This is a genomic window from Nonomuraea sp. NPDC000554, from assembly GCF_040300065.1.
Lineage (GTDB): Bacteria > Actinomycetota > Actinomycetes > Streptosporangiales > Streptosporangiaceae > Nonomuraea.
Genome location: NZ_JBEPDC010000002.1, coordinates 149,032 through 174,662, shown reverse-complemented (window position 1 = coordinate 174,662; position 25,631 = coordinate 149,032). Strand labels below are relative to the sequence as shown.

Genomic DNA, 25,631 nt, shown 5'->3' with positions numbered 1-25,631 from the left:
GGAAACGCCGTGGAAGAAGCGCCATACGTCACGATTGTCCTGCCCTGCTACAACGAGCAGAATCACGTGATCGACGAGGTGGAGCGCATCACGAGGGCGATGGACTCGAGCGGCTACACCTACGAGCTGGTGGCGGTCGACGACTGCTCCACCGACCACACGCTGGCCAGGTTGCAGGAGGCCGCGCCGAGATTCCCGCACCTGCGGATCCGCGCCTTCCACCGCAACGGAGGCGCCGGCACGGTCCGCAGGATCGGCACTCAGGAGGCCAGGGGCGAGATCGTCGTCTGGACCGACGCCGACATGACGTACCCGAACGAGCGCATCCCCGAGCTGGTGCAGATCCTGGAGAAGGACCAGGCCATCGACATGGTGGTCGGCGCGCGCACCAGCGAGGAGGGCTCGCACAAGCTGCTGCGCGTGCCCGCCAAGTGGGTGATCCGCAAGGTGGCCGAGCAGCTGGCGGGGCAGAAGATCCCCGACCTGAACTCTGGGCTGCGGGCGTTCCGCAGGTCCGTGGCGAAGCCGTACCTCAGGCTGCTGCCTCCCGGGTTCTCCTGCGTCACGACGATCACGCTGTCGTTCCTGTCGAACCAGCACGACGTCTACTACCTGCCGATCGACTACGCCAAGCGGGCGGGCAAGTCGAAGTTCAGCTTCGTGTCCGACGCGTACCGGTACATCCTGCAAGTGCTGCGGATGATCATGTACTTCAACCCGCTCAAGGTGCTCATGCCGCCGGCGCTCTGGCTGGTGGGGATCGGGTTCGTCAAGGGCGTCTGGGACATGATCCGGCAGCCGTTCTACTTCCCCGCGAACACCGTCATGATCTTCCTGTCCGGGCTGCTGATCGGGTCGGTGGCCCTGCTGGCGGACCTGATCGTGCGGTCGCGAGGGGAGTAGCGTGCGGATCGCCATCGTCGGCCCGACCTATCCGTACAAGGGGGGCGGGGCGCAGCACACCACCGAGCTCGCGCACCGGCTCGCCGCTCACGGCCACGACGTGGTGATCGAGTCGTGGCGGGCGCAGTACCCGTCGTTCCTGTATCCGGGGCAGCAGACGATCTCCGCGCCCGAGGGCACGCCGTTCCCCGGCACCCGGCGCGACCTCGACTGGCGGCGTCCTGACGGGTGGGTGGCGTGCGGGCGGCGGCTGCGCTCGGCCGACCTGGTCATCCTGACGGTGCTGAGCCCGGTCCAGGTCCCCGCCTACCTGGGGATCCTGCTCGGGATCGGGCGAAGGACGCCCACCGTCGCGCTCTGCCACAACGTGCTGCCGCACGAGCGCAAGCCGTACGACAGGCCGCTGATGAAGGCGCTGCTCAACCGGGTCGACAGCGTGCTGACCCACTCCGACCAGCAGGCGGCGCTGGCCCGGTCGCTGACCGACCGGCGGGTGAGCGTGGCCGGGCTGCCACCGCACCTGCCCGCCACGAAGGCGGCCCAGCAGGCGGGCGTGCGCGACCGGCTGCTCTTCTTCGGGATGGTCCGCCCGTACAAGGGGCTCGACCTGCTGCTGCGTGCCCTGCCCGAGGGGGTCGGCCTGACCGTGGCGGGCGAGTTCTGGGGCGGCCTCCAGGAGACCGAGGCGCTGGTCACGGAGCTGGGCCTGGGCGACAGGGTTGAGCTGCGTCCCGGCTACGTGGCCGCCGAGGACGTGCCCGGGCTGTTCGCCGAGGCCGACGCGCTCGTCCTGCCGTACCGGAGCGCGACCGCCAGCCAGAACGTCTGGCTCGGGCACGAGAACGGCGTGCCGGTGATCGCCACCCGTGTCGGCGCGCTCGCCGAGCACGTCACCGACGGCGTCGACGGCCTGCTGGTCGAGCCGGGCGACGTCGCGGCGCTGCGGCGGGCGATCGAGCGCTTCTACGCGTCGGGCGAGCCCGAGAGGTTGCGGTCGGGGGTCAAGGCGGTCGATCCGGAGCCGTTCTGGGCCGTGTACGTCGCCACCTTGCTGGCTTCCTGACGTCCGAGCAGGAAGGCGACGCCGGCGGCCAGGGCGTCGCCCAGCGTGAACGCCACCCGCGACACCACCGCCGCCGCGTAGGCGGCCCCGGTGCCGATGACCGGCGTGAGGACGAGCACCAGCGCGCCCTCACGCACGCCCACGCCCGCGGGCACGACGACGGCGAGCAGCCCGCTCGCCCAGGCGAACGCGTAGCCGCCGGTCGCGATCAGGTAGATGTCCCACCGGCCCGCGAGCAGCGAGATGTGCAGGCCGTAGACGAACCAGCCGAGCGCGGTCCAGGCCACCGCGACGAGGACGGTACGTCCGGGGAGCACGCTCTCCAGCGGTTCCCTGCGGGCGACGCGCAACGCCAGGTTGAGACCCCAGGTGAGCACCTTCGGGTGCAGGCACACGATGATCACCGGCACGAGCAGGAGCAGGTACCAGGCCTGGCGCACGGCCTGCTGGGTCGCCAGCGTCGCGGCGGCGATGGACAGCGCCACCCCCAGGTTGATCACCAGGGACAGCGAGATGCACGCGAACGTGCGGCGCGGCGGGCTGCCGTGGTCGCGGCCCAGCTCCATCATCGCCGCGTACGCCCAGACCGAGCCGGGGATGTACTTGCCGAGCTGGCCGACGAACATGATCCGCCCGGCCACCCGCAGCGGGAGCGGCGTGCCGAGCCCGGCCAGCACCTGCCGCCAGGCGACCAGCATGCAGAACTGGCCCGCCAGCACGGCCGCGAACGAGCCGAGCACCGCCCACGGCGAGAGCCTGCCGGCCGCCGTCACGATCTCGTCCCAGTTGCGCGCCAGGCCGTAGCCGAGGAAACCGAGTGCGACCAGAGCGAGCAGGACGCGCAGCAGGCGACGAAGCATTGGGCCAGGCTACGCGCGGCTCGCCAGGTATAGCCAGACGACGCAGCCGACCAGTGCCAGCGCGGCCAGCACGGCAAGGGTGATCTTGACCGCGCTGTACGGCCTGTCGCCCTGCACCTCGCCGGTGACGCCGTTGATGAGCACCTGGTACGTCCGGCCGCCGAACAGGTAGCAGCCGACCCACACGGGCAGCAGCACCAGCTTGAACGTGATGTCGTGGTAGCGCGTGTCCACGCCCTGCACCTGTTGCACGTCGCCGCCGATGTCGCGGCGGCAGTCCTCCGTGATGACCGTCGCCATCGTGTGCTTGGCCTCGTCGAGGCCGCGCTCCGGCTCGGTGTCGTAGCGCAGCGTGTGGTGCCCGGCGATGTAGGCGGGCTGGAACGGCGCGGCCTGCTCCAGCGGCCACGGCTCCAGCGCGTCCAGGTGCTCCCTGGGGACCTGCGAGGTGGCGGCGACCAGGACGTCGTCGAAGTGGCGGGCCACGGTGCCGCTGGCGGGCCGCCAGCGCGTCTTGCGGACCCGGCGGGTCTTGGTCTGGCCGTTCTGCGTGTAGGTCTCGTTCACGTAGTAGTGGTCGCCGCGCCGGCCGGTGTAGCGGGACTGGGTTCCGGCGTCGAACGTCCAGTGGGGGAGGTAGGTGCTCTTCATCGACTCCGCCTCGCTGACGCGCTTGAGGCGGTTCGGGGCGAACCAGCGGGACTTGACCCAGCTTCGGAGGCGGGTACGGGTGTGGTCGCGGTCGAACGCGAACGGCAGCACCGCTTCCGGAGCGACCTGGACGTCCTGCGCGGTGTCGGCGACCAGGACGGTGCCGCAGAACTGGCAGTTCCTGGACAGCGCGTCGCTCTCGGTCCGGGCGCCGCAGCCAGGGCAGGCGAACCGGTTGGGGGCGAGCCGCTGGACGCGCGGCTTGGCCAGGAAGGCGTCGTAGGAGTGCTCGCGCACGGCGCGGGTGGGGGCGGCGATCCGCTGCTCGCTGCCGCAGTAGGGGCAGCGCATGACGGACGTCCCGGGCGCGAACGCCACACTCGCGCCGCAACCCGCGCACGGATGGGTGATCTGGGTGGGGGAGGTCAACGGAGTCCTCTCGTCGATCCAGGCGAGCCGAGCCGGCAGGGCCGCCCGGCGGGACGGGTCCGTGAATCAGGAGGGGGGCAGCGGCGGCGGGGTGCCGTGCAGCAGGGCGGCCAGTTCGGGGACGTCTCTGGCGGGGGCCCACTGGGCCATGCCGGCCTGCCACACCAGCGCGTCGGGGGTGAGCCCGGCGGCGGCCAGCCCCTGCTGGTCGAACGGGCCGCGCCGCTCGCCGCCCACGCCCAGGTACCACTGCTCCTGCTGGGGAAGCGGCGGCGGCCCGTCCTGCTGGGGGGCGAGCGCGGCGGCCATCTGCCGGCCCGCCGCGATGCCCATCCCGAGCCCCATGCCCTCGCCGGCCCCGCCCGCGTTCTCCAGCGCGTTGGCGGCCTGGAACTTCGCGTACTGCTCGAGGTCGCCCACGATGCCCATCTGGGAGCGCTTGTCGAGGGCCTGCTCCACCTCCGGCGGCAGTGAGATGTTCTCGATGGTGAAGTTCGGCACGGAGATGCCCACTCCGGCCAGGTCGGCGGTGAGGATCTCAGCCAGCCGCCGTCCCATCTCGTGCTGGTCGGCCGCCATGGCGAGCACCGGGACGTTCGCGGTGCCCAAGGCGTTGACCAGCCTGCCCACGACCATCTGACGGAGGTACCCCTCGACCTCCTCCGTCCGGAACTGCGGGTCGGTGCCCGCCAGCTCGGTGAGCAGCCTGCGCGCGTCGGTCACCCTGGCCGAGTACGCCCCGAACGCGCGCAGCCGCACCGGGCCGAACTCGGGGTCGCGGACCATGACCGGGTTCTGCGTCCCCCACTTGAAGTCGGCGAACTGGCGGGTGCTGACGAAGTACACCTCGGCCTTGAACGGCGAGTGGAAGCCGTGCTTCCAGCCCTTCAGCGTCGACAGGATCGGCAGGTTGCGCGTCTGAAGTTCGTACGTGCCGGGGGAGAAGGCGTCGGCGATCTGGCCCTCGTTGACGAAGACGGCGACCTGCGACTCCCGCACGACGAGCCGCGCGCCCATCTTGATCTCGTTCTCGTACCGGGGGAAGCGCCACACGATCGTGTCGCGGCTGTCGTCCAGCCATTCCACGATGTCGATGAACTCGCCCCGGATCTTGTCGATGAGCCCCATCTCGCCCCCAAATGTGAAAACGCGGCAGTCGGGCACCGTACCAAAGCCCGTTGGCGGGTTCACGGACGTCGAGCGCAGGTACTGTTGGGCGGCGTGGGTAAGCAACGGGTCGCGCAGCTGGAGTACTCCGAGTTCCAGTCGGCGATGCTGGACGAGGAGAAACGCCGCCGCAAGGCCGCGAAGATCATCGCGGTGCTCGAGCACTTCCACGGTCCGCTCGACGGGCTGACCGTGGGCGACGTCGGCTGCTCGGCCGGATTCATCGCCGACGAGCTGGCAGGAGCCGGGGCCGGGCACACGCTCGGCATCGACATCGACGTGCCCGGCCTGCGCAGGGCGGCCGACCGGTTCGGCGAGCGGGTCGCGTTCGTCTGCGGCGACGGCACGGCGCTGCCGTTCCCCGACGGCTCGATCGACGTCCTGGTGTTCAACCACATCTACGAGCACGTGGTCGACCCCGACGCGGTGGTGGCCGAGATGCGCCGGGTGCTCTCCGACGACGGCGTGCTCTACCTGGGTCTGGGCAACCGGCTCGGCGTCATGGAGCCGCACTACAAGCTGCCGTTCCTGTCGTACCTGCCGCCCGCGCTCGCCGACCGGTACGTCCGCGCGTTCGGCAAAGCCGACCAGTACTACGAGCGCTTCCGCACCCGCCGCGGGCTGCGCAGGATGCTGCGGGCCTTCCACGTGTGGGACTACACCTTCCCCGTGCTGGCCACGCCGACCCGGTTCGCCGGTTCCGAGCTGTTCCCCGGCGCGGCCGGCCGGGCCGCGCAGGCCGTCCTGGCGCGCACGCCGCGTGCGGCGCTGCGGCTGCTGCTCCCGCTCGTGCCGACGTACCTGTGGGTGGCGACGAAGCGGCCGCGCCGCCCGGCGGGCGCCGACCTCCCGCAGCCCCCCGAGCGGGTCCTTCCCCTGTGAGCACGGCAGAGCAGACCATGAGCGACGACACTCCGGGCGTGGTGACGCCGAGGCGGTCGCCCGTGCGGCGGCTGGTCCGCGCCGGGTTCCTCCTCGTCGCCCTCGGGTTCGGCGGCAGGGCCGTGGCCTCGCAGTGGGACGCCGTGGTCGCCGGGTTCGCCAGGCTGAACCCGCCGTTGCTGGCCGCGTCGCTCGGCGCCGTGGTGGCCGCGCTGCTCGGCGCCATGCTCACCTGGCGGACCCTGCTGGCCGACCTCGGCTCGCCGCTGCCGTTCAGGCCCGCGGCCAAGGTGTTCTTCGTGGGCCAGCTCGGCAAGTACATCCCCGGCGCGGTCTGGCCGATGATCGCGCAGATGGAGATGGGCCGCGACCTCGGCGTGCCGCGCTCGCGAAGCGCCGCGGCCTTCTTCCTGATGATGCCGGTCCAGCTCGCCAGCGGCCTGCTCGTCGCGCTCGGCACGCTCGGCTGGAACCGGTACGGCTGGCTGCTGCTCCTCGTCCCGGTGCTCCTCGTGCTGCTGGAGCCCAAGGTGATCAACGGCGTGATCGGGTACGGCCTGCGCAGGTTGAAGCGTGAGCCGCTGGAACGTCCGCTGACCAGGCGCGGCATGCTCACCGCGCTGGGCTGGGCGGTGGCGGGCTGGGCCTGCTACGGCCTGCACCTGTACTTCGTCGCCCCCGAGGGCGGCCTGCTCTTCGCCGTCGGCGCGTTCGCGCTGTCGTGGTGCCTGGGCATCCTGACGTTCGTCGTGCCGGCGGGAGCCGGGGTGCGGGAGGTGGCCATGGTGGCCGTGCTCGCGCCCGTGCTCGACAGCGGATCCGCCATCGCCGTCGCGCTCGCCTCGCGTGTCGTCATCGTCATAGGGGACCTGATCTGCGCGGGCCTCGCTGGAATTGCGGCACGGCGCGACTCGGTGTGATTTGGCACACGATTTGGGGGAGGCTGGTCATAAGCTGAACCAGAGGGGGACGCCGTGTCCCGCGTTGATCTTGAGGGGAGAAGATCTTCGTATGCCTCGAGTGCTCGTCGACGCGGCGGCGGTCCCCGCTGACCGCGGCGCGTTGATCAGATACGTTGACGGGCTGGTCGCCGGCCTGGACCGGGCAGGAGCCGATCTCGCGGTGGTCTGCCAGCGGGCCGACGCCGAGAGGTACGGACGGCTCGCGCCCTCCGCCGACGTCATTCCCGGCCCCGTCGCCATCACCAACAGGGCGGCCAGGCTCGCCTGGGAGCAGACCGGAGTGCCGCTGCTCGCTCACAAGGCGGGGGCCGACGTCATCCACGCCCCCTACTACTCGATCCCGCTCCGATCCGGACTGCCGACCGTCGTCACCGTGCACGACGTCACCTGGTTCACCGAGCCCGACCAGCACAGCGCGGCCAAGGCGTCGTTCTTCCGCTCGGCCACCCGCACCGCCGTGCGGCACGCCGCACGCGTGATCGTGCCGTCCAAGGCGACCAGGGACGAACTGGTGCGCGTCCTGGCCGCCGACCCCACCCGCATCGACGTCGCCTACCACGGCGTCGACCACGACCTCTTCCACCCCCCGAGCGAGGCGGAGATCCGGCGCGCGGCCGACAGGTGCGGGCTGCACGGCCAGCCGTACGTGGCCTTCCTGGGCGCGCTGGAGCCGCGCAAGAACGTCCCCAACCTGATCCGCGGCTTCGCGGCGGCCGTCAAGAGCCTGGACGAGCCGCCCGCGCTGGTGATCGGCGGTGGCGTGCACGAGGACGACGTCGACGCCGCCTGCCGCGAGGTCGAGGCCACGGTCAAGGTGGTGCGGCCCGGCTTCCTGCGCATCCCCGACCTGCCGGGCTTCCTCGGCGGGGCGATCGTGGTGGCGTTCCCGTCCCTGGGCGAGGGGTTCGGGCTGCCGGTGCTGGAGGCGATGGCGTGCGGCGCGCCGGTGCTGACCACGCACCGTACATCCCTGCCGGAGGTCGGCGGCGACGCCGTCGCCTACACCGAGCCCGACGCCGACAGCATCGCCTCCGCGCTCGGCGACCTCCTGGCCTCGCCGGAGAGGCGCCGGCAGTACCAGGAGGCGGGGCTGGCCAGGGCTCGCGAGTTCACCTGGGAGGCGTCGGTGGAGGCGCATCTCAGCTCTTATCAACGCGCCATCGAATAGTTCGGTAACCTCGCGTAGTGACTCCTCCCCCCTTCGAAAGGGCCGGCCTTTCGCCGGACCGCCGTGGCGTCATGCGGTCGGGTGACCTTCCGGCCGCCGCGGGCGCGGGAGATGTCGCGGGCGACCCCCTGCGTGTAATGGCACCGACCGAATCCGAGAGGAGGAAGCACGGAGGAAGCCGTCAGGCCGGCTCCGTGTGGATCTGATGGAGAGCTCCTTGCCAGGTCTCGAGGCGATTCTCCTGGTCGGGGGGCAGGGCACCCGCCTGCGTCCGCTGACACTGGGCACGCCGAAGCCGCTGCTGCCGACCGCCGGGGTGCCGTTCCTGGCCCACCAACTGGCCCGGGCCCGCTCGTTCGGCGTGCGCCGGATCGTCTTCGCGACCTCGTACAAGGCGTCGATGTTCGAGCCGGTCTTCGGCGACGGGGCCGCGTTCGGGCTCTCGCTGGAGTACATCACCGAGGAGACCCCGCTCGGCACGGGCGGCGCGATCCGTAACGCAGCGGAGGCGCTGACCTCGGGGCCCGGCGACCCGGTGCTGGTGCTCAACGGCGACATCCTGTCGGGTCACGACATCGGCGATCAGGTGCGCACCCACCTCGCCCGCGAGGCCGCTGTAACGCTCCATTTGACAGAGGTGGACGATCCGACCCGGTTCGGCTGCGTGCCGACCGACGAGTCGGGGCGGGTGACGGCCTTCCTGGAGAAGACGCCCAATCCGGTGACGAACCGGATCAACGCGGGCTGCTACGTCTTCACCCGCTCGGTGATCGACCGGATCCCGGCGGGCGAGGTCGTGTCGGTGGAGCGCGAGACGTTCCCGGGGCTGATCGACTCCGGCGACCTGGTGCTCGGCTACGCCGACCGGACGTACTGGCTCGACGTGGGCACCCCGGCCGCCTTCGTGCGCGGCTCGCGCGACCTGGTGCTCGGCCGGCTGGACTCCCCGGCCCTGCCGGGCCCGACGGGGGAGTACCTCGCGCTCGACGGCGCGAGGGTCTCTCCCGAGGCCAAGGTTCAGGGCGGTTCGGCGGTCGGCGCCGGCGCCGTGGTCGAGGCGGGCGCGTCCGTCGTGGGGTCCGTGCTGGGCGACGGCTGCGTGGTCGAGTCGGGCGCGTCGGTCACCGACTCGGTCGTGGGCAGAGGCGCCCGGGTCTGCGGGGGCGCGCTGGTACGTGACGCGGTCATCGGCGACAGGGCCGTGGTCGGGCCGGGGAACGAACTGCAGGCGGGCGTCCGCGTCTGGCCGGGGATCGAGCTGCCCGAACGCGCGGTCCGCTACTCCAGCGACGTCTGATCCGGCACGGTCGTGGAACGCAGGTGGGTCCCCGACGGGCCGCTCGACGTCGGGCTGGCGCTGGCCCCGCACCGGCGGGGCACCGGCGATCCCACCTGGCGGATGGGCGGCGACGGCGCGGTCTGGCGCACCTGCCGCACGCCTGACGGGCCCGGCACCCTCCGGGTGAGCGTCGAGGCGTCGACCGTGTGCGGGCACGCGTGGGGGCCGGGGGCCGGATGGCTGCTGGAGACGCTCCCCACGCTGCTCGGCGCAGACGACGATATTTCGGGATTCAGCGTCCACCATCAGGTCTTGGCGGATGTCGCCAGGAAGCACGCCGGGCTGCGCATCGGCAGGACGGGCCGCGTCATGGAGGCCCTCGTCCCCGCCGTCCTGGAGCAGAAGGTCGTCGGGCGGGAGGCGTGGCGCGCCTGGCGGTGGCTGCTGGCCAGGTACGGCGAGCCCGCGCCGGGCCCGGCACCCGAGGGCATGCGGGTCTTCCCTGAGCCGGAGGTGTGGCGGGAGATCCCCTCCTGGCACTGGCACAGGGCGGGGGCCGAGGCCGTGCGGGCCCGGACGATCGCCACCGCCGCCTGGCACGCCGCCAAGCTGGAGGCCGCCGCCACCACCGAGGAGCTCGACCGGCTGCTGCGCGCTCTGCCGGGCGTCGGGGTGTGGACGTCGGCCGAGGCGCGACAGCGCGCCTTCGGCGATCCCGACGCGGTCAGCGTCGGCGACTTCCACCTCGCCAAGATCGTGGGGTACGCCCTGACCGGCGAGAAGACCGACGACCCGGGGATGCTGCGGCTGCTCGCCCCCTACGAGGGGCACCGGCACCGGGCCACCGTCCTCATCGCACTCACCGGGCTGCGCCCGCCGCCACGCGGCCCGCGCATGCCTGTCAGGGACTACCGCTCCTTCTGACGGCCTTCTGGCACCCCCTGAGTGCCCGCCGCGAACTCAGCTTCCGTAGTGTGCGGTTATGAGTCTGGTCAGCGATTCCGCATTCCGCCGCGCCCTCGCCCGTGCCCGCGACGGCAAGGCCATCGACGTCGCCGAGGCGACCGTGCTGCTGCACGCGCGCGACGAGCACCTCGACACGCTGCTCGAACACGCCTCCCGGGTGCGCGACGCCGGGCTGAGGGCGGCCGGTCGCGAAGGGATCGTCACCTACAGCAGGAAGGTGTTCATCCCGCTGACGAGGTTGTGCCGCGACCGCTGCGGATACTGCACGTTCGCGACCGCGCCGAACAAGCTCCCGGCCCCCTTCCTCAGCCCCGACGAGGTGCTGGAGATCGCCAGGCAGGGCGCGGCCATGGGGTGCAAGGAGGCGCTGTTCACCCTGGGCGACCGGCCGGAGGACCGCTGGCACCAGGCCCGCGAGTGGCTCGACGCGCACGGCTACGACGACACGCTGTCGTACGTGCGGGCGATGGCGATCAGGGTCCTGGAGGAGACCGGCCTGCTGCCGCACCTCAACCCCGGTGTGCTGAGCTGGCGCGACCTGCAGCGGCTCAAGCCGGTCGCGCCGTCCATGGGGATGATGCTGGAGACCACTTCGCGGCGGCTGTTCGAGGAGAAGGGGCAGCCGCACTACGGCTCCCCCGACAAGGATCCGGCGGTGCGGCTGCGCGTGCTGGAGGATGCGGGCCGCACGAACGTGCCGTTCACGACCGGCATCCTGATCGGCATCGGCGAGACCGCCGAGGACCGGGCCGAGTCCCTCTTCGCGATCCGCCGGGTGGCCAGGGAGTACGGCGGCGTCCAGGAGGTGATCGTGCAGAACTTCCGCGCCAAGCCCGACACCGCGATGCGCGGCCTCCCGGACGCGGACCTACAGGAACTGGCCGCCACCATCGCCGTCGCCCGCCTGGTGCTCGGCCCGCGCGTCCGCCTCCAGGCGCCGCCCAACCTGGTGGACGCGGAGTACGAGCTGATGATCCGCGCCGGCATCGACGACTGGGGCGGCGTCTCGCCCCTCACCCCCGACCACGTCAACCCCGAGCGTCCGTGGCCGCAGATCGACGAGCTGGCCGCCCGCACCGCCGAGGCGGGCTTCACACTGAAGGAGCGGCTGACGATCTACCCCGAGTACGTGCGGGCGGGCGAGCCGTGGCTCGATCCCCGGCTGTTCGCGCACGTCCAGGCGCTGGCCGACCCGGTCACCGGGCTCGCCAGGCAGGACGCGGTCCTGGAGGGCCGCCCCTGGCAGGAGCCCGACGGCGGTTTCGTCGCGTCCGGACGGGTGGACCTGCACGTCGAGGTGGACACGTCCGGACGCGTCGGAGACAGGCGCGACGACTTCGACCACGTCTACGGCGACTGGGACGCCCTGCGCGAACGCGTCGGCACGGCGGGCGCGGCCAGCACGCCCAGCGAGGTCCGGCAGGCGCTCAGGAGGGCGGAGGCCGACCCGGCGGGACTGAGCGACGCCGAGGCGGTGGCGCTGCTGTCGGCCGAGGGGGACGCCCTGGACGAGCTGGCGCGCATCGCCGACGACCTGCGCCGCCAGAGCGCCGGCGACGACGTGACGTACGTGGTCAACAGGAACATCAACTTCACCAACGTCTGCTACACCGGCTGCCGGTTCTGCGCCTTCGCCCAGCGCAGGACCGACGCCGACGCCTACACGCTGAGCCTGGACCAGGTGGCCGACCGGGCCGAGGAGGCGTGGCTGGCCGGGGCGACCGAGGTGTGCATGCAGGGCGGCATCCATCCGGACCTGCCGGGAACCGCGTACTTCGACATCGCCAGGGCGGTCAAGGCGAGAACGCCCGGGATGCACGTCCACGCCTTCTCCCCGATGGAGGTCATCAACGGCGCGAGCCGGACGAACCTGTCGATCGAGGACTGGCTGCACGCCGCCAAGGAGGCCGGGGTCGACTCGCTGCCCGGCACGGCCGCGGAGATCCTCGATGACGACGTGCGCTGGGTCCTGACGAAGGGCAAGCTGCCGGCCAAGGAGTGGATCGAGGTCATCACGACCGCGCACCGGGTGGGGCTCCCGACCACGTCCACGATGATGTACGGGCACGTCGACACGCACCTGCACTGGGTCAGGCACATCAAGCTCATCAGGCGGCTGCAGGAGGAGACCGGCGGGTTCTCGGAGTTCGTGCTGCTGCCGTTCGTGCACACCAGCGCCCCGATCTACCTGGCGGGCGTCGCCAGGCCGGGGCCGACCGCGCAGGAGAACCGGGCGGTGCACGCCCTGGCCCGGATCCTGCTGCACGGCGCGATCGACAACATCCAGTGCTCGTGGGTCAAGCTCCGCGACGACCTGTGCCGCCAGGTGCTGGAGGGCGGGGTGAACGACCTCGGCGGCACGCTGATGGAGGAGACGATCAGCCGGATGGCCGGCTCCGAGAACGGCTCGTACAAGACGATCAGTGAGTTGCGCGAGATGGTCGCGGTCACCGGCAGGCCCGTCAGGCAGCGCACCACCGGCTACGGCGAGCCGGACGCCGAGCGGCTGGCCGCCTCCGCGGCGAGCGACGGGGTGTGCCAGAGCGTCAGGCGGGTACTGCCACTGATCGAAATGTAACGAGTTCTACTGACTCTTGCGCTCGCGGCGGGAGGCATGGGGACAATCGTTCACTCCCCTGGAGAGAGGGAACACCGTGCCGTTGGGTCAACACCGTGCCGCTCCCGCTCCTGAGCAGCGGCGGAGGAAGGCATTACGGCGCGGCCTGCTGGCCGGCGTCGCGGTCGTGGCCGTCGTCGCGGGCACCCTCGTGGTGGTCCTGGGCGGCGGCGGCGCGCTGTGCTCCACACGAGAGCCTGTTCTGGTCAGCGTCGCCGCCGCGGTGGACGTCGCCCCGGTGGCCATGGAGGCGGCCGGGCGGTTCAACGAGACCCGCACCTCGGTGGGCGGGCGATGTGTGCTCGTCCAGGTGACCGAGCAGCCGCCGGCCACGGTGCTGCGCACGCTGATCGGCGACCGGGCGGGCGTCCTGCGCGAGCGGCCCGACGGCTGGATCGCCGACTCGTCCGCGTGGATCAGGCTGGCCCGCAAGCAGGGCGCGAGCGCGCTGCCCGCGGGCGAGAGCGTGGTGGCCACCTCGCCGCTGGTGTTCGCCACCCGCGCCTCGCTCGCCCAGCGCTTCTCCGTCGGCAGGACGGAGATGAACTGGCGGATGGTCTTCCCCTCGACCGTGCGGGGACGGCTGACGCCCAACGACAACGAACCGGACATCGTCCGCGTCCCCGACCCGTCTCTGGCGGGGGCCGGGATCGCGACGGTCGCCGCCGCCAGGGACGTGGTGGGCAAGGGCGCGGCGGCCGACAAGGCGCTGACCGCGTTCGTCCGGTGGGCGCAGGCCGGCTCGGCGCCCGACTACCGCAGCATGCTGGCCGCCGTGGACGACCACACGTTCTGGAAGCGCCCGGTGGTGATCGTCCCCGAGCAGTCGGTGTGGACGCACAACCAGCAGCCCTCGGCCGACCCCGTGGTCGCGCTGCACCCGCGCGAGGGCACGATCAACCTCGACTACCCGTACGTGGTGACGGCGACGGACGCGACGGTCGCGGAGGCGTCCACGGTGTTCGCCGACTGGCTGCGCGGCCCGGAGGCGCAGGACCTGGTGCGGCGGGCGGGCTTCAGATCCGGCGACGGCGCCCAGGGGCCGATCTCGCCTGGGCCGTCCATCCCCACGGAGGCGCCCCGGACCAGGCCCTCGGTCTCGTCCGAGGACATCGACGACGCGCTCCAGGCGTGGAGCAGGCTCGCCCCGCCGACCAACATCCTGGTGCTGGCCGACACGTCCAAGCACATGGCGGAGCCGCTGAAGGGCACCACCCGGGTGGCCGTCGCGCTGGACGCCGCCAAGATCGGCCTTCAGCTGTTCCCCGACACGACGCGCATGGGCCTGTGGGAGTTCGCCGACGGGCTCGGCGGGGCCAAGGGCTACCAGGAGCTGGTCGGGCTCGGGCCGATCAACGAGCCCGAGACGGGGCAGCTCGTCCGGCGTGGGCGGCTGAACCAGCTGACCACCACGATCAGCGCGCACCCCGACCGGTCGAGCTCGCTCTACGACGCGATACTCGGCGGCTTCCGCGAGGTCTCCGGCGACTACCGCGAGGAGATGAACAACACGCTCCTCGTGATCACCGCGGGACAGGACGACGGGCGCGGCCTGAAACTGCCGCAGCTCCTCGACAAGCTGCACCACGAATGGAACCCCAACCGGCCCGTGCAGATCGTGGTCATCGCCTTCGGCACCGGCGTCGACCGAGACGGCCTGTCCGCGATCACGCTGGCGACCAACGGCTCCCTGCACGTGGCCCAGCAGCCGGGCGAGATCATCGATGTCTTCCTCGCCGCGCTGGCCCGCCGCCTGTGCCACCCCACCTGCAAGCCGACCACGTGACGGGGGGCGCCGGTCGGCCGGCGCCCCCCGCTGCTCATCGGCGGGTCAGCTGGTCCGCTGCCAGAGCGCGGGCACGTTCGGCGGCTCCCACCCGGGCAGGGCGGTGTGCGCCTGGATGCAGCGGTAGGTCACCCCGCCGTAGGTCACGACGGCGCCGACCGAGTACGCCGTGCCCGCCGCCCAGGTCCCGCCGGGAACCGTCGGCGTCGGGGTCGGGGTGGGCGTCGGAGTGGGGGTCGGGGTCGGCGTCGGGGTGGGCGTCGGTTGGCCGCCACCGCCACCGAACTGCAGGTCGATACAGGAGTAGAAGGCGTTGGGCGTGTCGGCGATGTTCCAGATCGCCAGGACCTTCTTCTTGCCCGTGAAGCCGGAGAAGTTCACGGTGTGCGAGAGCGTCGCGGGTGGCTGCTTGCCGCCGTCGTTGAAGACCGCGACCCGGGTGCCGCCGACGTAGTACTCCCACGTGCTGGTGGCGTGCCTGGCGGTCAGCACCCAGGTGAAGGTGACCGTGGTGCCGACCGACGTGACGGGCCAGGGCTTGCTCTCGTCGCTGAGCTGCGCGAACCGGGCGTTGCCGCCGTCGCAGCTCCGCAGGCCCTTGGGCCCTTCCACGCTCTGCGGCTCGTAGATGATCTCGCCGCAGTCGGGCACCTTGCCCTGCGCGCAGAAGGCCTGACGGCTCGGCGGCGAGTTCACGTACCCGTGGGCCAGCGCCGGTTGGGCGATGACCATCGTGGTGGCGATGGAGATCACCGCCGTGGCGATCAGTGTGAGCGTCCTTCGCATGAAGTGCTCCTTCAGATGGGGGGATACCTCAAATCTAAAGGAAAGTTTCCTAACGGTAAATGCTCCATGACAGCCCCGTTCCCCGGCTGTCAGCGCATCCCGACCTGCGGTCGCGGCCCGCGAGCGCGGCGTACCGCGCCGGGGCCGCGCATCGTGCCGGAGACCGGCGTGACGCGCGGCGGTGGGCCCGTCTCAGGTCGGCGCGTCACGGCGAGACCGGCCCGACGCGGCGGTGTGCCCGGCTCTGGTCGGCGCGTCACGGCGGAGAGCGGCGTGATGCGCGGCGGTGGGCCCGGACCTGGTCAGCGGGTCAGGATGAAGTCCTGGGGGTCGCGGGGCGCGCGGTCGCGGGGCGGGGCCGCGGCGTGACCGACCGCGACGCAGCCCATCGGGTCCCACGACTCCGGCAGGTCCAGCACCTCGCGGACGACCGGGCGGCAGAACATCGTGGACGACACCCAGGCCGACCCCAGCCCCTCGACGGCCAGTTGGATGAGGAAGTTCTCCACCCCCGCCCCCGTGGCGACCACGAACATCTCCCGCTCGGACGCGTTGCGCCGGTCGTCGCGGTAGGTGTGCGAGCCCTCCATCACCAGGCACGGCACCACCAGGTAGGGGGCGTTGCGCAGCACGTCACCGCGCTTGACGCGCTTGGCGATCGACTGCTCGGTGAAGCCGTCGCCGCGCAGGTCGGCGATCCAGGCCTCGCGCATCGCGTCGACCAGCTCCAGCCGGGCCTTGGCCGACTCCACGAGGACGAACCGCCACGGGGTCGTGTGGTGGGGGGCGGGGGCGGCGATGCCCGCGGCGACCGCCCGCCGCACCGCCTCCGGGTCGACGGGCCGGTCGGAGAACTCCCTGATCGTGCGGCGGGCGAACACGACGTCGCGCGAGCCGTACCGGAACAGGTCGTCGTCGGCCGGACGGATCAGCGGCCGGACGCCGGGCCCGTCGTCGTCGGTGACCAGGTGGGACAGCCCGCGCACCACCGCCACGGGGACCCCGGCCAGCTTGCCCTTGACCAGCTCGGCCGCGCCCGCGATCTCGTCGGCCAGCGCGGTGACCGTGGCCTTCAGCGGGTTGCCGTAGCCGTCGGTCTCGCCGCGGAAGTCCTCCAGGCTGAGCACGCCCGCGGCCCCGATGGCGACGTCGGTGAGGCCGTGGCGCCACGGCCGCCCGAAGGTGTCGGAGATGATCACGCCGACCTTCTGCGGCAGCGCCGCCCTGACACGCCTGGCCGACGCGTCGGAGTCCTCGGGCAGCAGCAGCACCGTGCCGGGGTCGGTGTTGGACGCGTCGACTCCGGCGGCGGCCATCACGAAACCGTGGCGGGTCTGGGAGATCACGGTGTCGCCGCGCCTGGCGACCACCCGCTCGGTCTCCTCCTCGATCGCCGCGGTGCGGTCGGGCGCCTGCCTGACCCGGCCCTCGGCCTTGCTCACGATCTTCGAGGTGATCACCACGATGTCGCCGTCGCGCAGGTCGGCGCCCTTGAGGAGGGCCGCCAGGTCGTCGCCGGGACGCACCTCACCGATGCCGTGGACGGGGACGACCTCGACGGTGTTCTCGGTCATCGGGCGAGCTCCTGGGCCAGGTCGAGGGCGGCACGGGCGATGTCGGCGGTCGCGTCGGCGTCGTGCATGAGGATCGGCCGGGCCACCACCCGCACGCCGTCGAGGGCGACGCCGTCGTCCTCGGGCGCGACCAGCCAGCCGTCGATCAGGTCGGCGCCGTACAGGTCGAGCACCGCCTGGGCCGTCGTCTCGACGCCGATCGCGGTCAGGCAGGCGTCGGCCATGCCGCGCACGGGCGCGCCGCCGATGATGGGGGAGACGCCCACCACCGTCTTGCCGAGCAGCGCGTCGCGGACGCCGGGAACCTGAAGGATCGTGCCGATGCTCACCACCGGGTTGGACGGCGGCAGGATGACCAGGTCGGCGTCGTCGATCGCCTCAAGCACGCCGGGAGCGGGCTTGGCCGTCTCGACGCCGATCAGCGCGATCGACTCGGCGGGAACCGAGGCGCGCAGCCGCACCCACCACTCCTGGAAGTGGATCGCGCGCCGCCCGCGCTCGTCGGTGATGACCACGTGGGTCTCGCAGCGGTCGTCGCTCATCGGCAGCAGTCGCACGCCCGGCTGCCAGCGCGCGCACAGCGCCTCGGTGATCTGCGACAGCGGGTAGCCCGCCTCCAGCATCTGCGAGCGGACGATGTGCGTGGCGAAGTCGCGGTCGCCGAGGCCGAACCACTGCGGCTCGACGCCGTACGCCGCCAGTTCCTCCTTGACGACGTGCGACTCCTTGGCCCGCCCCCAGCCCTGCTCCTCGTTGATGCCGCCGCCCAGGGTGTACATGACGGTGTCGAGGTCGGGGCAGACGCGCAGGCCGAACAGGGTGATGTCGTCGCCCGTGTTGCCGATCACGGTGAGCTGGGCTTCGGGGACCGCCGCGCGCAGGCCGCGCAGGAATCGGGCGCCGCCGATGCCGCCGGCGAGGGACACGATGTGCATGCGGACCAGTCTTCCACCGGCCTCTGACATCCCCGTCTCGGGAGTCGCTTTGCACATCTTCTCCACCTGAAAGAGCCCGGCAGCGTGGGAAAAGGGCAAAAGAGAGATCAGTGAGGTTCCTGGGACTCCCGCCGTTGCGGTCAGTGATGTGGCAAACTCACGTCGGGCTAAAGGGTCCGATGGGGGTACTTGTGAGCAAATTCGACGTCGCCAGGCTGCGCGAGCCGGCCGCCTGGATCATGCTTTCCGCAGGTGGGCTGGACGTCCTGCTGCGGGTCGTTCAGATGCTCGTCGGTGCGTCCAACGGCCCGTACGGCGGTGGCTTGTCCCTCACCGAGCGTGCCTTCTCCGCCTTCTCCGGCCTCACCAGCCCGGTCGTGACAGCGCTCCTGCTCGGCGCGGTGCTGCTGATGACCAAGGTCGGCGAGCCGTCGCCCAAGGCCAAGCTCATCACGTACGGTGCGGCGGCCGGGCTCGCCCTCGCCACCGCTTTCGGGGCGCTGGCGCTGCTGCTCGGCCTGTTCGCGGGTGCCGGCGGCCTGCCGACGGCGCAGTTCTTCCTCACGGGCGTCCCGCTGCTCGCGCTGTCGGCGATCGCGCTGGTCTACCTGCTGCCGCAGGTCATCCCCGCCCAGTCGGCCACGCAGTTCGGACGTCCGGGCGGCGCCGGACACCAGGTCGGCTACGGCCAGCAGCCCGGTTTCGGCCAGCAGTCGCCGAGCTACGGCGGCCAGCCCGAGCCGTCCTTCGCCCAGCAGCCCGGGTACGGTCAACAGCCGCCGAGTTACGGCGGCCAGCCGGAGCCGTCGTTCGCCCAGCAGTCCGGCTACGGTCAGCAGCCGCCGAGCCACGGCGGCCAGCCGGAACAGCCCTTCGCCCAGCAGCCCGGGTACGGGCAGCAGACGCCGAGCTACGGCGGCCAGCCCGAGCAGCCCATCGGCCAGCAGCCCGGGTACGGCCAGCAGGCGCCGCAGCAGCCCCAGCCCGCGACACCCCAGCCCGCCACCCCGCAGCCGAGGGCGGCCCTCCCGGCCGCGCCGTCAGACCAGAACCGCAGCCAGACCGACCAGGGATACGGACAGTCTGACCCGGGATACGGGCAGTCTGACCAGGGCTCCCCGCAGCCCGAGCAGGGTTACGGGTCCGCCCAGCCCGAGCAGGGTTACGGGTCCGCCCAGCCCGAGCAGGGTTACGGGTCCGCCCAGCCCGAGCAGGGTTACGGTCAGGCTGCGCACCCCGACCAGGGGTACGGGGCCGCTCAGCCCGAGCCGGGTTTCGCGCAGACGGGCCAGGCGGCTGGGCAGCCTGAGCAGGGATACGGCCAGGGCTACACGCAGCCCGGCCAGGGGTTCGCTCCGGCCGAGCGCCCCTCCGACCAGCCCGGCTACGGTCAGCCGGACCACGGCTACGTCCCCGCCGAGCAGGGATACACCCCCAGCAGCCAGGGTTACGCGCCCGCCGACCAGGGTTACGCCCCGGCCGCCGCGCAGAACGCGTACACGCCTTCCGAGACCCTCCCCGACACCGGCTACCAGCCGCCGTCGGAATACCAGCCCGCCCCGTACGTCCCGGCCGACAGCCAGCCGAACGTCTACGGCCAGCAGGGCGCGTTCGGCGACGCCCCGCCGAACCCCTACGCTCCCGACAACCAGCCGAACCCGTACGCGCCCCCGGAGCCCGCGTCGTACGCGTCCGGTGAGACCACGCCGAGCGTCCCGAGCCCCCAGCAGGAGCAGCCGCAGTACGGCCAGCAGCCCTACTACGGCGGCCAGAACGCGTTCGACCAGCAGGGCGCCCAGCAGGACGCCCAGCAGGGCGGGCAGCCGTTCACCGGCTACTCCGGTCACGAGTACGCGACCCCTCCCGCGTACCAGGAGCCGGACCTGCCCGTCGACCCCCGTTCGCAGCAGCTGCACCACGCCTACCAGCAGGCCGAGACCTACCAGACGGCGGTCGGCACCCAGCCGGACCTGCGGGTGCCCGACTACTCCAGCCAGCAGGCCAGGCCGTACGACGACCCGTTCGGCCACCCCCAGCAGGCGCACCCTCAGCAGGCGCATCCCCAGCAGGCCAACCCTCAGCAGGCCCACCCCCAGGCCCCGCAGCACTCCCAGCAGCCGTACCACTCCCAGCAGCCGCAGCACTCCCAGCCGTACGAACCGCAGCAGGGCCAGTACGCCCCCCAGGGCTACCAGCCGACTCACCAGGCGGCGGGCTGGCCCGAGCCGCACGGCGAGTCGACCATGCGGCTCGACCCCGCGAGCTATCGCGGCGACGCGCTCGGCGACTCCTCCCGGCAGGGGGACGACCCGATCGATCCCACGGCCATATACACCCCCAACGAGCCACGCAGGTAACGGACCCGCAAATACCGGCTAGAGAGAAGGTGGGCCACGGGCGGGTGTCTATCCCGCCCTGGTACGGTTCCGACCGCTGACAGCGTTGAACACGCCAGGCCGATGTCATGGATCAGGTGTCAGGCCAGGTGCGAACATCACATGCCATGCACACCCGGGGCGAGGGCTGCCTTTCCCCGGATAGCGGCATGCCGCTTGACGCCGCGTGCGGCACGCGCGTGTAATTACAACCATGTTGTTACGCCTTCCTGTGGGTGGGTAGTAAGGAAGGCGTTCCATGGGGGGCTCCATTGCGGGCGGGCGGCAGGGAGGTGTGCAGTGACCGATCTGGTCATCGCACAGGATCAGCTTGACGCTGAAGAACTCGGCTGGCAGGAGCGCGCGTTGTGCGCGCAGACGGATCCGGAGGCGTTCTTCCCGGAGAAGGGCGGCTCCACCCGAGAGGCCAAGAAGGTCTGCCGATCGTGCGAGGTCCGTGCTGAGTGCCTTGAGTACGCACTCGAGCACGATGAGCGGTTCGGCATCTGGGGTGGGCTGTCCGAGCGGGAGCGCAGAAGGATCAAGCGCCAGGCCGTTTAGGGATATCCACGAAGGGGTCACACGGGTTTGCCGTGTGGCCCCTTTTCGCATGCGCGCACCGGGGGGACGGTGGCGGCAGAGCGACTAACGGCGGTCGTCGTAGCCCGGATCGACCGTTTCCGGCGAGAGGCCGAGGAGCGTGGCCACCTGCTCGACGACCGTGTCGTGCACCAGCGCGCCGAGCGTGTCACGGTCGCGCGCGCGGGCCTCCAGCGGACGCCGGTAGACCACGATCGACGCCGGGTGCTGCCCGCTCGCGGTGTCGGCGCGGCCGAACGGGATCGGCTCCGAGCCCAGGCTCGGCCCGTCGCCGAGCTCACTGAGCGGTGGCACGTCCTCCACGGCGAACTCGACCGCGGCGAGTTGCCTGCCCCACTGCGGCTTGAGCCGGTCGACGGCGTCGAGCACGAGATCGTCGAACCGCTCGCTCCGGGACCGCGCGATGGGCACGTGCGACGGCGCGAGCGGCCCGCGCAGACCGCGGCCGTGACGGTCACGACGTCGTGGACCGCGCTTGTGAGTCACGGGGCAAGTCTACGGGGTGGCGGCATCGGGGCATGTGGGTGGAAAGCCTGCGACAGGTGTCCGAATTGTGGCGACACGCTCGTTAAGAGCGCTCAGATAGTGGCGTCTCGCACTCTTAGCAGGTACGGTCCCTCCGTGAGCCCCGTCCGCCGCTGTTCCCGCACCGCTTGCAGCCAGCCTGCCGTCTTCACGCTCACGTACGTATACGCCGACTCGACCGCTGTTCTCGGCCCTCTGGCGACGTACGCCGAGCCACACTGTTACGACCTGTGCGCCGAACATGCCGAGAGGCTGACCGCTCCCCGCGGCTGGGAGGTGGTGCGCCTGCCCACCGACGGCAACTCGCCCAGCTCCGACGACCTCGAGGCGCTGGCCAACGCCGTCAGGGAGGCCGCCAGGCCCACGCCGTCCGGTGGTGGCGAGCCGGTCGGGCAGGGAGTCGAGGTCGGCCGCAGGGGGCACCTGCGGGTTCTCCGGTCGGCCCAGCAACACCGCGACCGGTAGGCTCGTTCATACGTAGACGACCTAGGGGCGGAGCTGGAGAGTGGGCGACCTCGCCAAGATCTTCAAGGCGTACGACGTTCGCGGCGTAGTGCCCGACGAGCTCGACGAGCCGACCGCCGAGGCCGTGGGGGCGGCTTTCGTGGAGGTCACAGGGGCGCGTTCCGTCGTGGTCGCCCATGACATGCGCGAGTCGTCCGCGCCGCTGGCCGCCGCGTTCATCCGCGGCGTGACCGGGCGCGGCGCCGACGTCGTCCACGCCGGCCTCGGCTCCACCGACCTGCTCTACTACGCGAGCGGCAGCCTCGGCCTGCCCGGCGTGATGTTCACCGCCAGCCACAACCCCGCCCAGTACAACGGGATGAAGATGTGCCGCGCCGGCGCGGTGCCGATCGGGAGCGACTCGGGGCTCACCCAGATCCGCGACCTGGCGGCCGAGCTGGTCGGCGGCACCGCGGTGGCCACGGGCTCGGTGATCGAGAAGGACCTGCTCCAGGGCTACGCCGACCACCTGCGCAAGCTGGTCGACCTGTCGGCGATCAGGCCGCTCAAGGTCGTCGTCGACGCGGGCAACGGCATGGGCGGCCACACCGTCCCCGCCGTGTTCGACGGGCTGCCGATCGAGCTGACCCCGCTCTACTTCGAGCTCGACGGCTCCTTCCCCAACCACGAGGCCAACCCGCTCGAACCGGCGAACCTGCGCGACCTCCAGAAGGCCGTGCTGGCGGCGGGCGCTGACCTCGGGCTGGCCTTCGACGGCGACGCCGACCGCTGCTGGGTGATCGACGAGCGCGGCGAGTCGGTCTCGCCCTCGGCCATCACCGCGCTGGTCGCCACCCGCGAGCTGGCCAAACACCCGGGCGCGACGATCATCCACAACCTGATCACGTCGCTGGGCGTGCCCGAGATCGTCCGCGAGCACGGCGGCGAGCCGGTCCGCACCCGCGTGGGGCACTCGTTCATCAAGGCCGAGATGGCTCGCACCGGCGCGGTCTTCGGCGGCGAGCACTCCGCGCACTACTACTTCCGCGACTTCTGGTTCGCCGACTCCGGTCTGCTGGCGGCCATGCACGTCCTGGCCGCGCTGGGCGAGCAGGCGCGGCCGCTGTCGGAGATGGTGTCGGCCTTCTCCCGCTACCACGCCTCTGGCGAGATCAACAGCACGGTCGCCGACCAGCGCGACGCCCTGGCCCGCGTGCGCCAGGCGTTCGCCTCGCGCGGCACGTTCGACGAGCTCGACGGCCTGACCGTGAGCGGTTCCGGCTGGTGGTTCAACCTGCGGGCGTCCAACACCGAGCCGCTGCTCCGGCTGAACGCCGAGGCGGCCGACGAGACCAAGATGACGGCGACCAGGGACGAAGTCCTCGCCATCGTGAGAAGGGTGTCAGAGTGAAGATCGACGACTGGCTGCTGGAGATCCTGGCGTGCCCGGCGTGCAAGTCGCCGCTGCGCGCGGAGAGCGAGTCGGAGGAGCTGGTCTGCACGGGTTGTGGCCTGATCTACCCGGTGCGGGATGACATCCCCGTTCTGCTCGTCGACGAGGCCAGGAAGCCGTGACCTGGGAGCCCGAGCGGCTCGACGACCAGCATCATCTGACCGAGGGTGATCCGGGCGGCATGCTGCCCGCGGTCGCCGCGTCCGCCGCCCAGGTCCGCACCGGGTACCGCCAGGCGGTCGAGGCGGGCGTCGACCGGCTGGCCGCGCAGGGGCGTCCGCGGGCGATCGTGGTCATCGGCATGGGCGCGTCGGCCATCGCCGGCGACATGCTCGCCGCGGTCTGCGGCAACGGCGCGCCGCTGCCGATCGTGACGTCGCGCTCGTACCAGTTGCCCGGCTGGGTGGGCGCCAACGACCTGGTGATCGCGGTGTCGTGCTCGGGCCGCACCGAGGAGACGCTGTCGGCGGCGACGGAGGCGGTGCGGCGCGGCTGCACGCTGCTCACCGTGAGCGGCCCCGACACCCCGTTGGAGGCGGTGGCCAAGCAGGCGTCCGCGCTGCACGTGCCGGTGCCCGCCAGGGGGCAGTCCCGCGCGAACGTCTGGCTGCTGACGGCGCCGCTGATCGTGGCCGCCGACGTGCTGGGGCTGACGCGGGCCGACGACGGCGTGTTCGAGAGCGTGGCCAGGGCGCTGGAGGGGGTGGCGCACCAGTGCCGGCCGACCAGCGAGTCGTTCGTGAACCCGGGCAAGTCGCTGGCCATGGAGCTGGCTGACAGCGTCCCGATGATCTGGGGCTCGTCGCGGGTCGCGGGCGTGGCCGCGTACCGGCTGGCCTGCCAGCTCAACGAGAACGGCAAGTATCCGGCGGTCTTCGGCGAGCTGCCCGAGGCCAACCACAACCAGGTGGTGGCCCTTGACGGGCCGCTGGCCGAGCGCGACATCTTCGCCGACACCGCCGGCCGCACGATCAGGCTGGTGATGCTGCGCGACGTCGAGGAGCACCCGCAGGTCGCGCGCCGCCGCGAGGCGTCCGTGCGGCTCGCGCACGACCGTGGCGTGCCGGTCAGCGAGCTGGCCGCGGAGGGAACGCACCCGCTGGAGCGGCTGGCCACGCTGATCGGGCTGGGCGACTACGCCTCGACCTACCTCGCGTTCGGCTACGGCGTCGATCCGACCTCGGTAACGGCGATCTCTGAGCTCAAGGCCAGGATTTCCCAATAGGATCCCTTTTCAGGCCATGCGAGTTGCACGAAGAGTGGAGACTGACCGGTGAGCGCGAGCGGCGGTACGAAAGCAATCATTGCGGCGTTGTCGGCCAACCTGGCCATCGCCCTGGCGAAGTTCGTGGCCGCGTTCTTCACCGGATCGTCGTCGATGCTGGCCGAGGGCATCCACTCGGTCGCCGACTCGGGCAACCAGCTCCTGCTGCTGATCGGCGGCAAGCGGGCGCAGAAGGAACGCGACCAGCTGCACCCGTTCGGCTACGGTCGCGAGCGCTACTTCTACGCGTTCGTGGTGGCCGTCGTGCTGTTCACGATCGGCGCGGCCTTCTCCCTGTACGAGGGCGTCTCCAAGATCGTGGAGCCGCACCACCTGGACCAGCCGGTCTGGGCGTTCGCCGTGCTGATCTTCGCGATCATCGCGGAGGGCTTCTCCTTCCGCACGGCGATCAAGGAGTCGAACCCGCTGCGCGGCAAGCAGTCGTGGGTGACGTTCATCCGCAGGTCCAAGTCGCCCGAGCTGCCCGTGATCCTGCTGGAGGACCTCGGCGCGCTGCTCGGCCTGGTCTTCGCGCTGTTCGGCGTGGCGATGGCGGTGATCACGGGCAACCCCGTCTGGGACGGCATCGGCACGCTGATGATCGGCGTGTTGCTGGCCGTCATCGCGATCGTGCTCGCCATCGAGACCAAGTCGCTCCTCGTCGGCGAGGGCGCCTCGCCCGAGATGGAGCGGCAGATCCGCGCCGCGCTGGAGGGCTCGCCCGAGGTGGCCCGGGTGATCCACATGCGGACCATGCACCTGGGGCCCGAGGAGCTGCTGGTGGCCGCGAAGATCGCGGTGGAGCACGACGACACGGCCTCCGAGGTGGCCAGGGGCATCGACGAGGCCGAGCAGCGGATCCGCGCCGTCGTCCCGATCGCGCGGGTCATCTACCTGGAGCCGGACCTCGACCGCTCGCGCACCACGACGGCCGGCTGACCG

23 protein-coding genes are annotated in these 25,631 nt (G+C 71.6%); 16 read left to right on the top strand and 7 right to left on the bottom strand.

Features of this window, described 5'->3' with window-relative positions:
• Positions 1 to 9 precede the first annotated feature (9 nt).
• A complete protein-coding gene (locus ABT294_RS04725; protein WP_350803559.1) occupies positions 10 to 903 on the top strand; it encodes a glycosyltransferase family 2 protein in 894 nt (297 codons plus the stop codon).
• A 1-nt stretch (position 904) separates the two neighbouring features.
• Positions 905 to 1,966 carry a glycosyltransferase family 4 protein gene (locus ABT294_RS04720; protein WP_350803557.1) on the top strand — a complete coding sequence of 354 codons (1,062 nt, stop codon included), beginning with the start codon at positions 905 to 907 and terminating at the stop codon, positions 1,964 to 1,966.
• Here ABT294_RS04720 and ABT294_RS04715 read toward each other — a convergent pair.
• From ABT294_RS04715 to ABT294_RS04705, 3 genes are all read right to left on the bottom strand, one after another.
• On the bottom strand, positions 1,867 to 2,826 hold the full coding sequence (locus tag ABT294_RS04715) for a lysylphosphatidylglycerol synthase domain-containing protein (RefSeq protein ID WP_350803555.1): 960 nt from the start codon (positions 2,824 to 2,826) through the stop codon (positions 1,867 to 1,869). The genes ABT294_RS04720 and ABT294_RS04715 overlap by 100 nt on opposite strands.
• A gap of 9 nt (positions 2,827 to 2,835) precedes the next feature.
• On the bottom strand, positions 2,836 to 3,906 hold the full coding sequence (locus tag ABT294_RS04710) for a TFIIB-type zinc ribbon-containing protein (protein ID WP_350803553.1): 1,071 nt from the start codon (positions 3,904 to 3,906) through the stop codon (positions 2,836 to 2,838).
• Between the two features lie 66 nt (positions 3,907 to 3,972).
• Positions 3,973 to 5,034, bottom strand: a complete 1,062-nt coding sequence (locus ABT294_RS04705; RefSeq protein ID WP_350803552.1) for an SPFH domain-containing protein — start codon at positions 5,032 to 5,034, stop codon at positions 3,973 to 3,975.
• A 93-nt stretch (positions 5,035 to 5,127) separates the two neighbouring features.
• On the opposite strand from ABT294_RS04705, the gene ABT294_RS04700 reads away from it, so the two are divergent.
• The 7 genes from ABT294_RS04700 to ABT294_RS04670 all read left to right on the top strand — a co-directional run bounded on the left by ABT294_RS04700 (position 5,128) and on the right by ABT294_RS04670 (position 14,733).
• Positions 5,128 to 5,955, top strand: coding sequence for a class I SAM-dependent methyltransferase (locus tag ABT294_RS04700; RefSeq protein WP_350803551.1), 828 nt, complete (start codon positions 5,128 to 5,130; stop codon positions 5,953 to 5,955).
• 17 nt (positions 5,956 to 5,972) lie between these two features.
• Complete coding sequence (locus ABT294_RS04695) at positions 5,973 to 6,875, top strand: lysylphosphatidylglycerol synthase transmembrane domain-containing protein (RefSeq protein WP_350803550.1); 903 nt, start codon at positions 5,973 to 5,975, stop codon at positions 6,873 to 6,875.
• Positions 6,876 to 6,966: 91 nt separating this feature from the next.
• Positions 6,967 to 8,085: a glycosyltransferase family 4 protein gene (locus tag ABT294_RS04690; protein ID WP_350803548.1), complete on the top strand. Its 1,119-nt coding sequence runs from the start codon at positions 6,967 to 6,969 to the stop codon at positions 8,083 to 8,085.
• Between the two features lie 217 nt (positions 8,086 to 8,302).
• On the top strand, positions 8,303 to 9,382 hold the full coding sequence (manB, locus tag ABT294_RS04685; RefSeq protein ID WP_502911957.1) for a mannose-1-phosphate guanylyltransferase: 1,080 nt from the start codon (positions 8,303 to 8,305) through the stop codon (positions 9,380 to 9,382).
• Between the two features lie 12 nt (positions 9,383 to 9,394).
• The gene (locus ABT294_RS04680) at positions 9,395 to 10,288 is read left to right on the top strand and encodes a DNA-3-methyladenine glycosylase family protein (protein ID WP_350803546.1); all 894 of its coding nucleotides are present in this window, start codon (positions 9,395 to 9,397) and stop codon (positions 10,286 to 10,288) included.
• Between the two features lie 58 nt (positions 10,289 to 10,346).
• Entirely contained in the window at positions 10,347 to 12,908 is a 2,562-nt protein-coding gene (locus tag ABT294_RS04675) for a bifunctional FO biosynthesis protein CofGH (RefSeq protein WP_350803544.1), read from the top strand.
• 76 nt (positions 12,909 to 12,984) lie between these two features.
• Positions 12,985 to 14,733: a substrate-binding and VWA domain-containing protein gene (locus ABT294_RS04670; RefSeq protein ID WP_350803543.1), complete on the top strand. Its 1,749-nt coding sequence runs from the start codon at positions 12,985 to 12,987 to the stop codon at positions 14,731 to 14,733.
• Positions 14,734 to 14,778: 45 nt separating this feature from the next.
• On the opposite strand, the gene ABT294_RS04665 is transcribed toward ABT294_RS04670, so the two are convergent.
• The 3 genes from ABT294_RS04665 to cofD all read right to left on the bottom strand — a co-directional run bounded on the left by ABT294_RS04665 (position 14,779) and on the right by cofD (position 18,028).
• On the bottom strand, positions 14,779 to 15,519 hold the full coding sequence (locus ABT294_RS04665; protein WP_350803542.1) for a lytic polysaccharide monooxygenase: 741 nt from the start codon (positions 15,517 to 15,519) through the stop codon (positions 14,779 to 14,781).
• A gap of 302 nt (positions 15,520 to 15,821) precedes the next feature.
• Complete coding sequence (locus ABT294_RS04660; protein WP_350803539.1) at positions 15,822 to 17,093, bottom strand: coenzyme F420-0:L-glutamate ligase; 1,272 nt, start codon at positions 17,091 to 17,093, stop codon at positions 15,822 to 15,824.
• On the bottom strand, positions 17,090 to 18,028 hold the full coding sequence (gene cofD, locus ABT294_RS04655; protein WP_350803538.1) for a 2-phospho-L-lactate transferase: 939 nt from the start codon (positions 18,026 to 18,028) through the stop codon (positions 17,090 to 17,092). The genes ABT294_RS04660 and cofD overlap by 4 nt, the downstream gene beginning before the upstream one ends.
• Positions 18,029 to 18,219: 191 nt before the next feature.
• On the opposite strand from cofD, the gene ABT294_RS04650 reads away from it, so the two are divergent.
• Together ABT294_RS04650 and ABT294_RS04645 are read left to right on the top strand one after the other, a co-directional pair.
• Entirely contained in the window at positions 18,220 to 20,385 is a 2,166-nt protein-coding gene (locus ABT294_RS04650; RefSeq protein ID WP_350803536.1) for a hypothetical protein, read from the top strand.
• Positions 20,386 to 20,703: 318 nt separating this feature from the next.
• The gene (locus tag ABT294_RS04645) at positions 20,704 to 20,964 is read left to right on the top strand and encodes a WhiB family transcriptional regulator (protein WP_049564653.1); all 261 of its coding nucleotides are present in this window, start codon (positions 20,704 to 20,706) and stop codon (positions 20,962 to 20,964) included.
• A gap of 84 nt (positions 20,965 to 21,048) precedes the next feature.
• Here ABT294_RS04645 and ABT294_RS04640 read toward each other — a convergent pair whose 3' ends face one another.
• Positions 21,049 to 21,489, bottom strand: coding sequence for a metallopeptidase family protein (locus ABT294_RS04640; protein WP_350803534.1), 441 nt, complete (start codon positions 21,487 to 21,489; stop codon positions 21,049 to 21,051).
• Between the two features lie 135 nt (positions 21,490 to 21,624).
• Here ABT294_RS04640 and ABT294_RS04635 point away from each other — a divergent pair, with 135 nt between their 5' ends.
• Genes ABT294_RS04635 through ABT294_RS04615 form a run of 5 tightly spaced genes read left to right on the top strand, consistent with a single transcriptional unit; the run spans position 21,625 to position 25,628 of the window.
• Positions 21,625 to 21,993 carry a DUF3499 domain-containing protein gene (locus ABT294_RS04635; RefSeq protein ID WP_219466545.1) on the top strand — a complete coding sequence of 123 codons (369 nt, stop codon included), beginning with the start codon at positions 21,625 to 21,627 and terminating at the stop codon, positions 21,991 to 21,993.
• Positions 21,994 to 22,033: 40 nt separating this feature from the next.
• Positions 22,034 to 23,383, top strand: a complete 1,350-nt coding sequence (locus tag ABT294_RS04630; protein WP_350803532.1) for a phosphomannomutase/phosphoglucomutase — start codon at positions 22,034 to 22,036, stop codon at positions 23,381 to 23,383.
• Complete coding sequence (locus ABT294_RS04625; protein ID WP_350803531.1) at positions 23,380 to 23,547, top strand: Trm112 family protein; 168 nt, start codon at positions 23,380 to 23,382, stop codon at positions 23,545 to 23,547. The genes ABT294_RS04630 and ABT294_RS04625 overlap by 4 nt, the downstream gene beginning before the upstream one ends.
• Entirely contained in the window at positions 23,544 to 24,650 is a 1,107-nt protein-coding gene (locus ABT294_RS04620) for an SIS domain-containing protein (RefSeq protein WP_350803530.1), read from the top strand. Before ABT294_RS04625 ends, ABT294_RS04620 begins: the two co-directional genes overlap by 4 nt.
• 48 nt (positions 24,651 to 24,698) lie before the next feature.
• Entirely contained in the window at positions 24,699 to 25,628 is a 930-nt protein-coding gene (locus tag ABT294_RS04615) for a cation diffusion facilitator family transporter (RefSeq protein ID WP_350803529.1), read from the top strand.
• Positions 25,629 to 25,631 lie beyond the last annotated feature (3 nt).

What these genes read in the sequence shown, in the direction of transcription:
- ABT294_RS04675 (WP_350803544.1), top strand. Translation starts at nt 10,347, where the DNA reads ATGAGTCTGGTCAGCGATTCCGCATTCCGCCGCGCCCTCGCCCGTGCC.
- cofD (WP_350803538.1), bottom strand. Translation starts at nt 18,028, where the DNA reads ATGCACATCGTGTCCCTCGCCGGCGGCATCGGCGGCGCCCGATTCCTG.
- ABT294_RS04715 (WP_350803555.1), bottom strand. Translation starts at nt 2,826, where the DNA reads ATGCTTCGTCGCCTGCTGCGCGTCCTGCTCGCTCTGGTCGCACTCGGT.
- ABT294_RS04690 (WP_350803548.1), top strand. Translation starts at nt 6,967, where the DNA reads ATGCCTCGAGTGCTCGTCGACGCGGCGGCGGTCCCCGCTGACCGCGGC.
- ABT294_RS04705 (WP_350803552.1), bottom strand. Translation starts at nt 5,034, where the DNA reads ATGGGGCTCATCGACAAGATCCGGGGCGAGTTCATCGACATCGTGGAA.
- ABT294_RS04695 (WP_350803550.1), top strand. Translation starts at nt 5,973, where the DNA reads ATGAGCGACGACACTCCGGGCGTGGTGACGCCGAGGCGGTCGCCCGTG.
- ABT294_RS04665 (WP_350803542.1), bottom strand. Translation starts at nt 15,519, where the DNA reads ATGCGAAGGACGCTCACACTGATCGCCACGGCGGTGATCTCCATCGCC.
- ABT294_RS04660 (WP_350803539.1), bottom strand. Translation starts at nt 17,093, where the DNA reads ATGACCGAGAACACCGTCGAGGTCGTCCCCGTCCACGGCATCGGTGAG.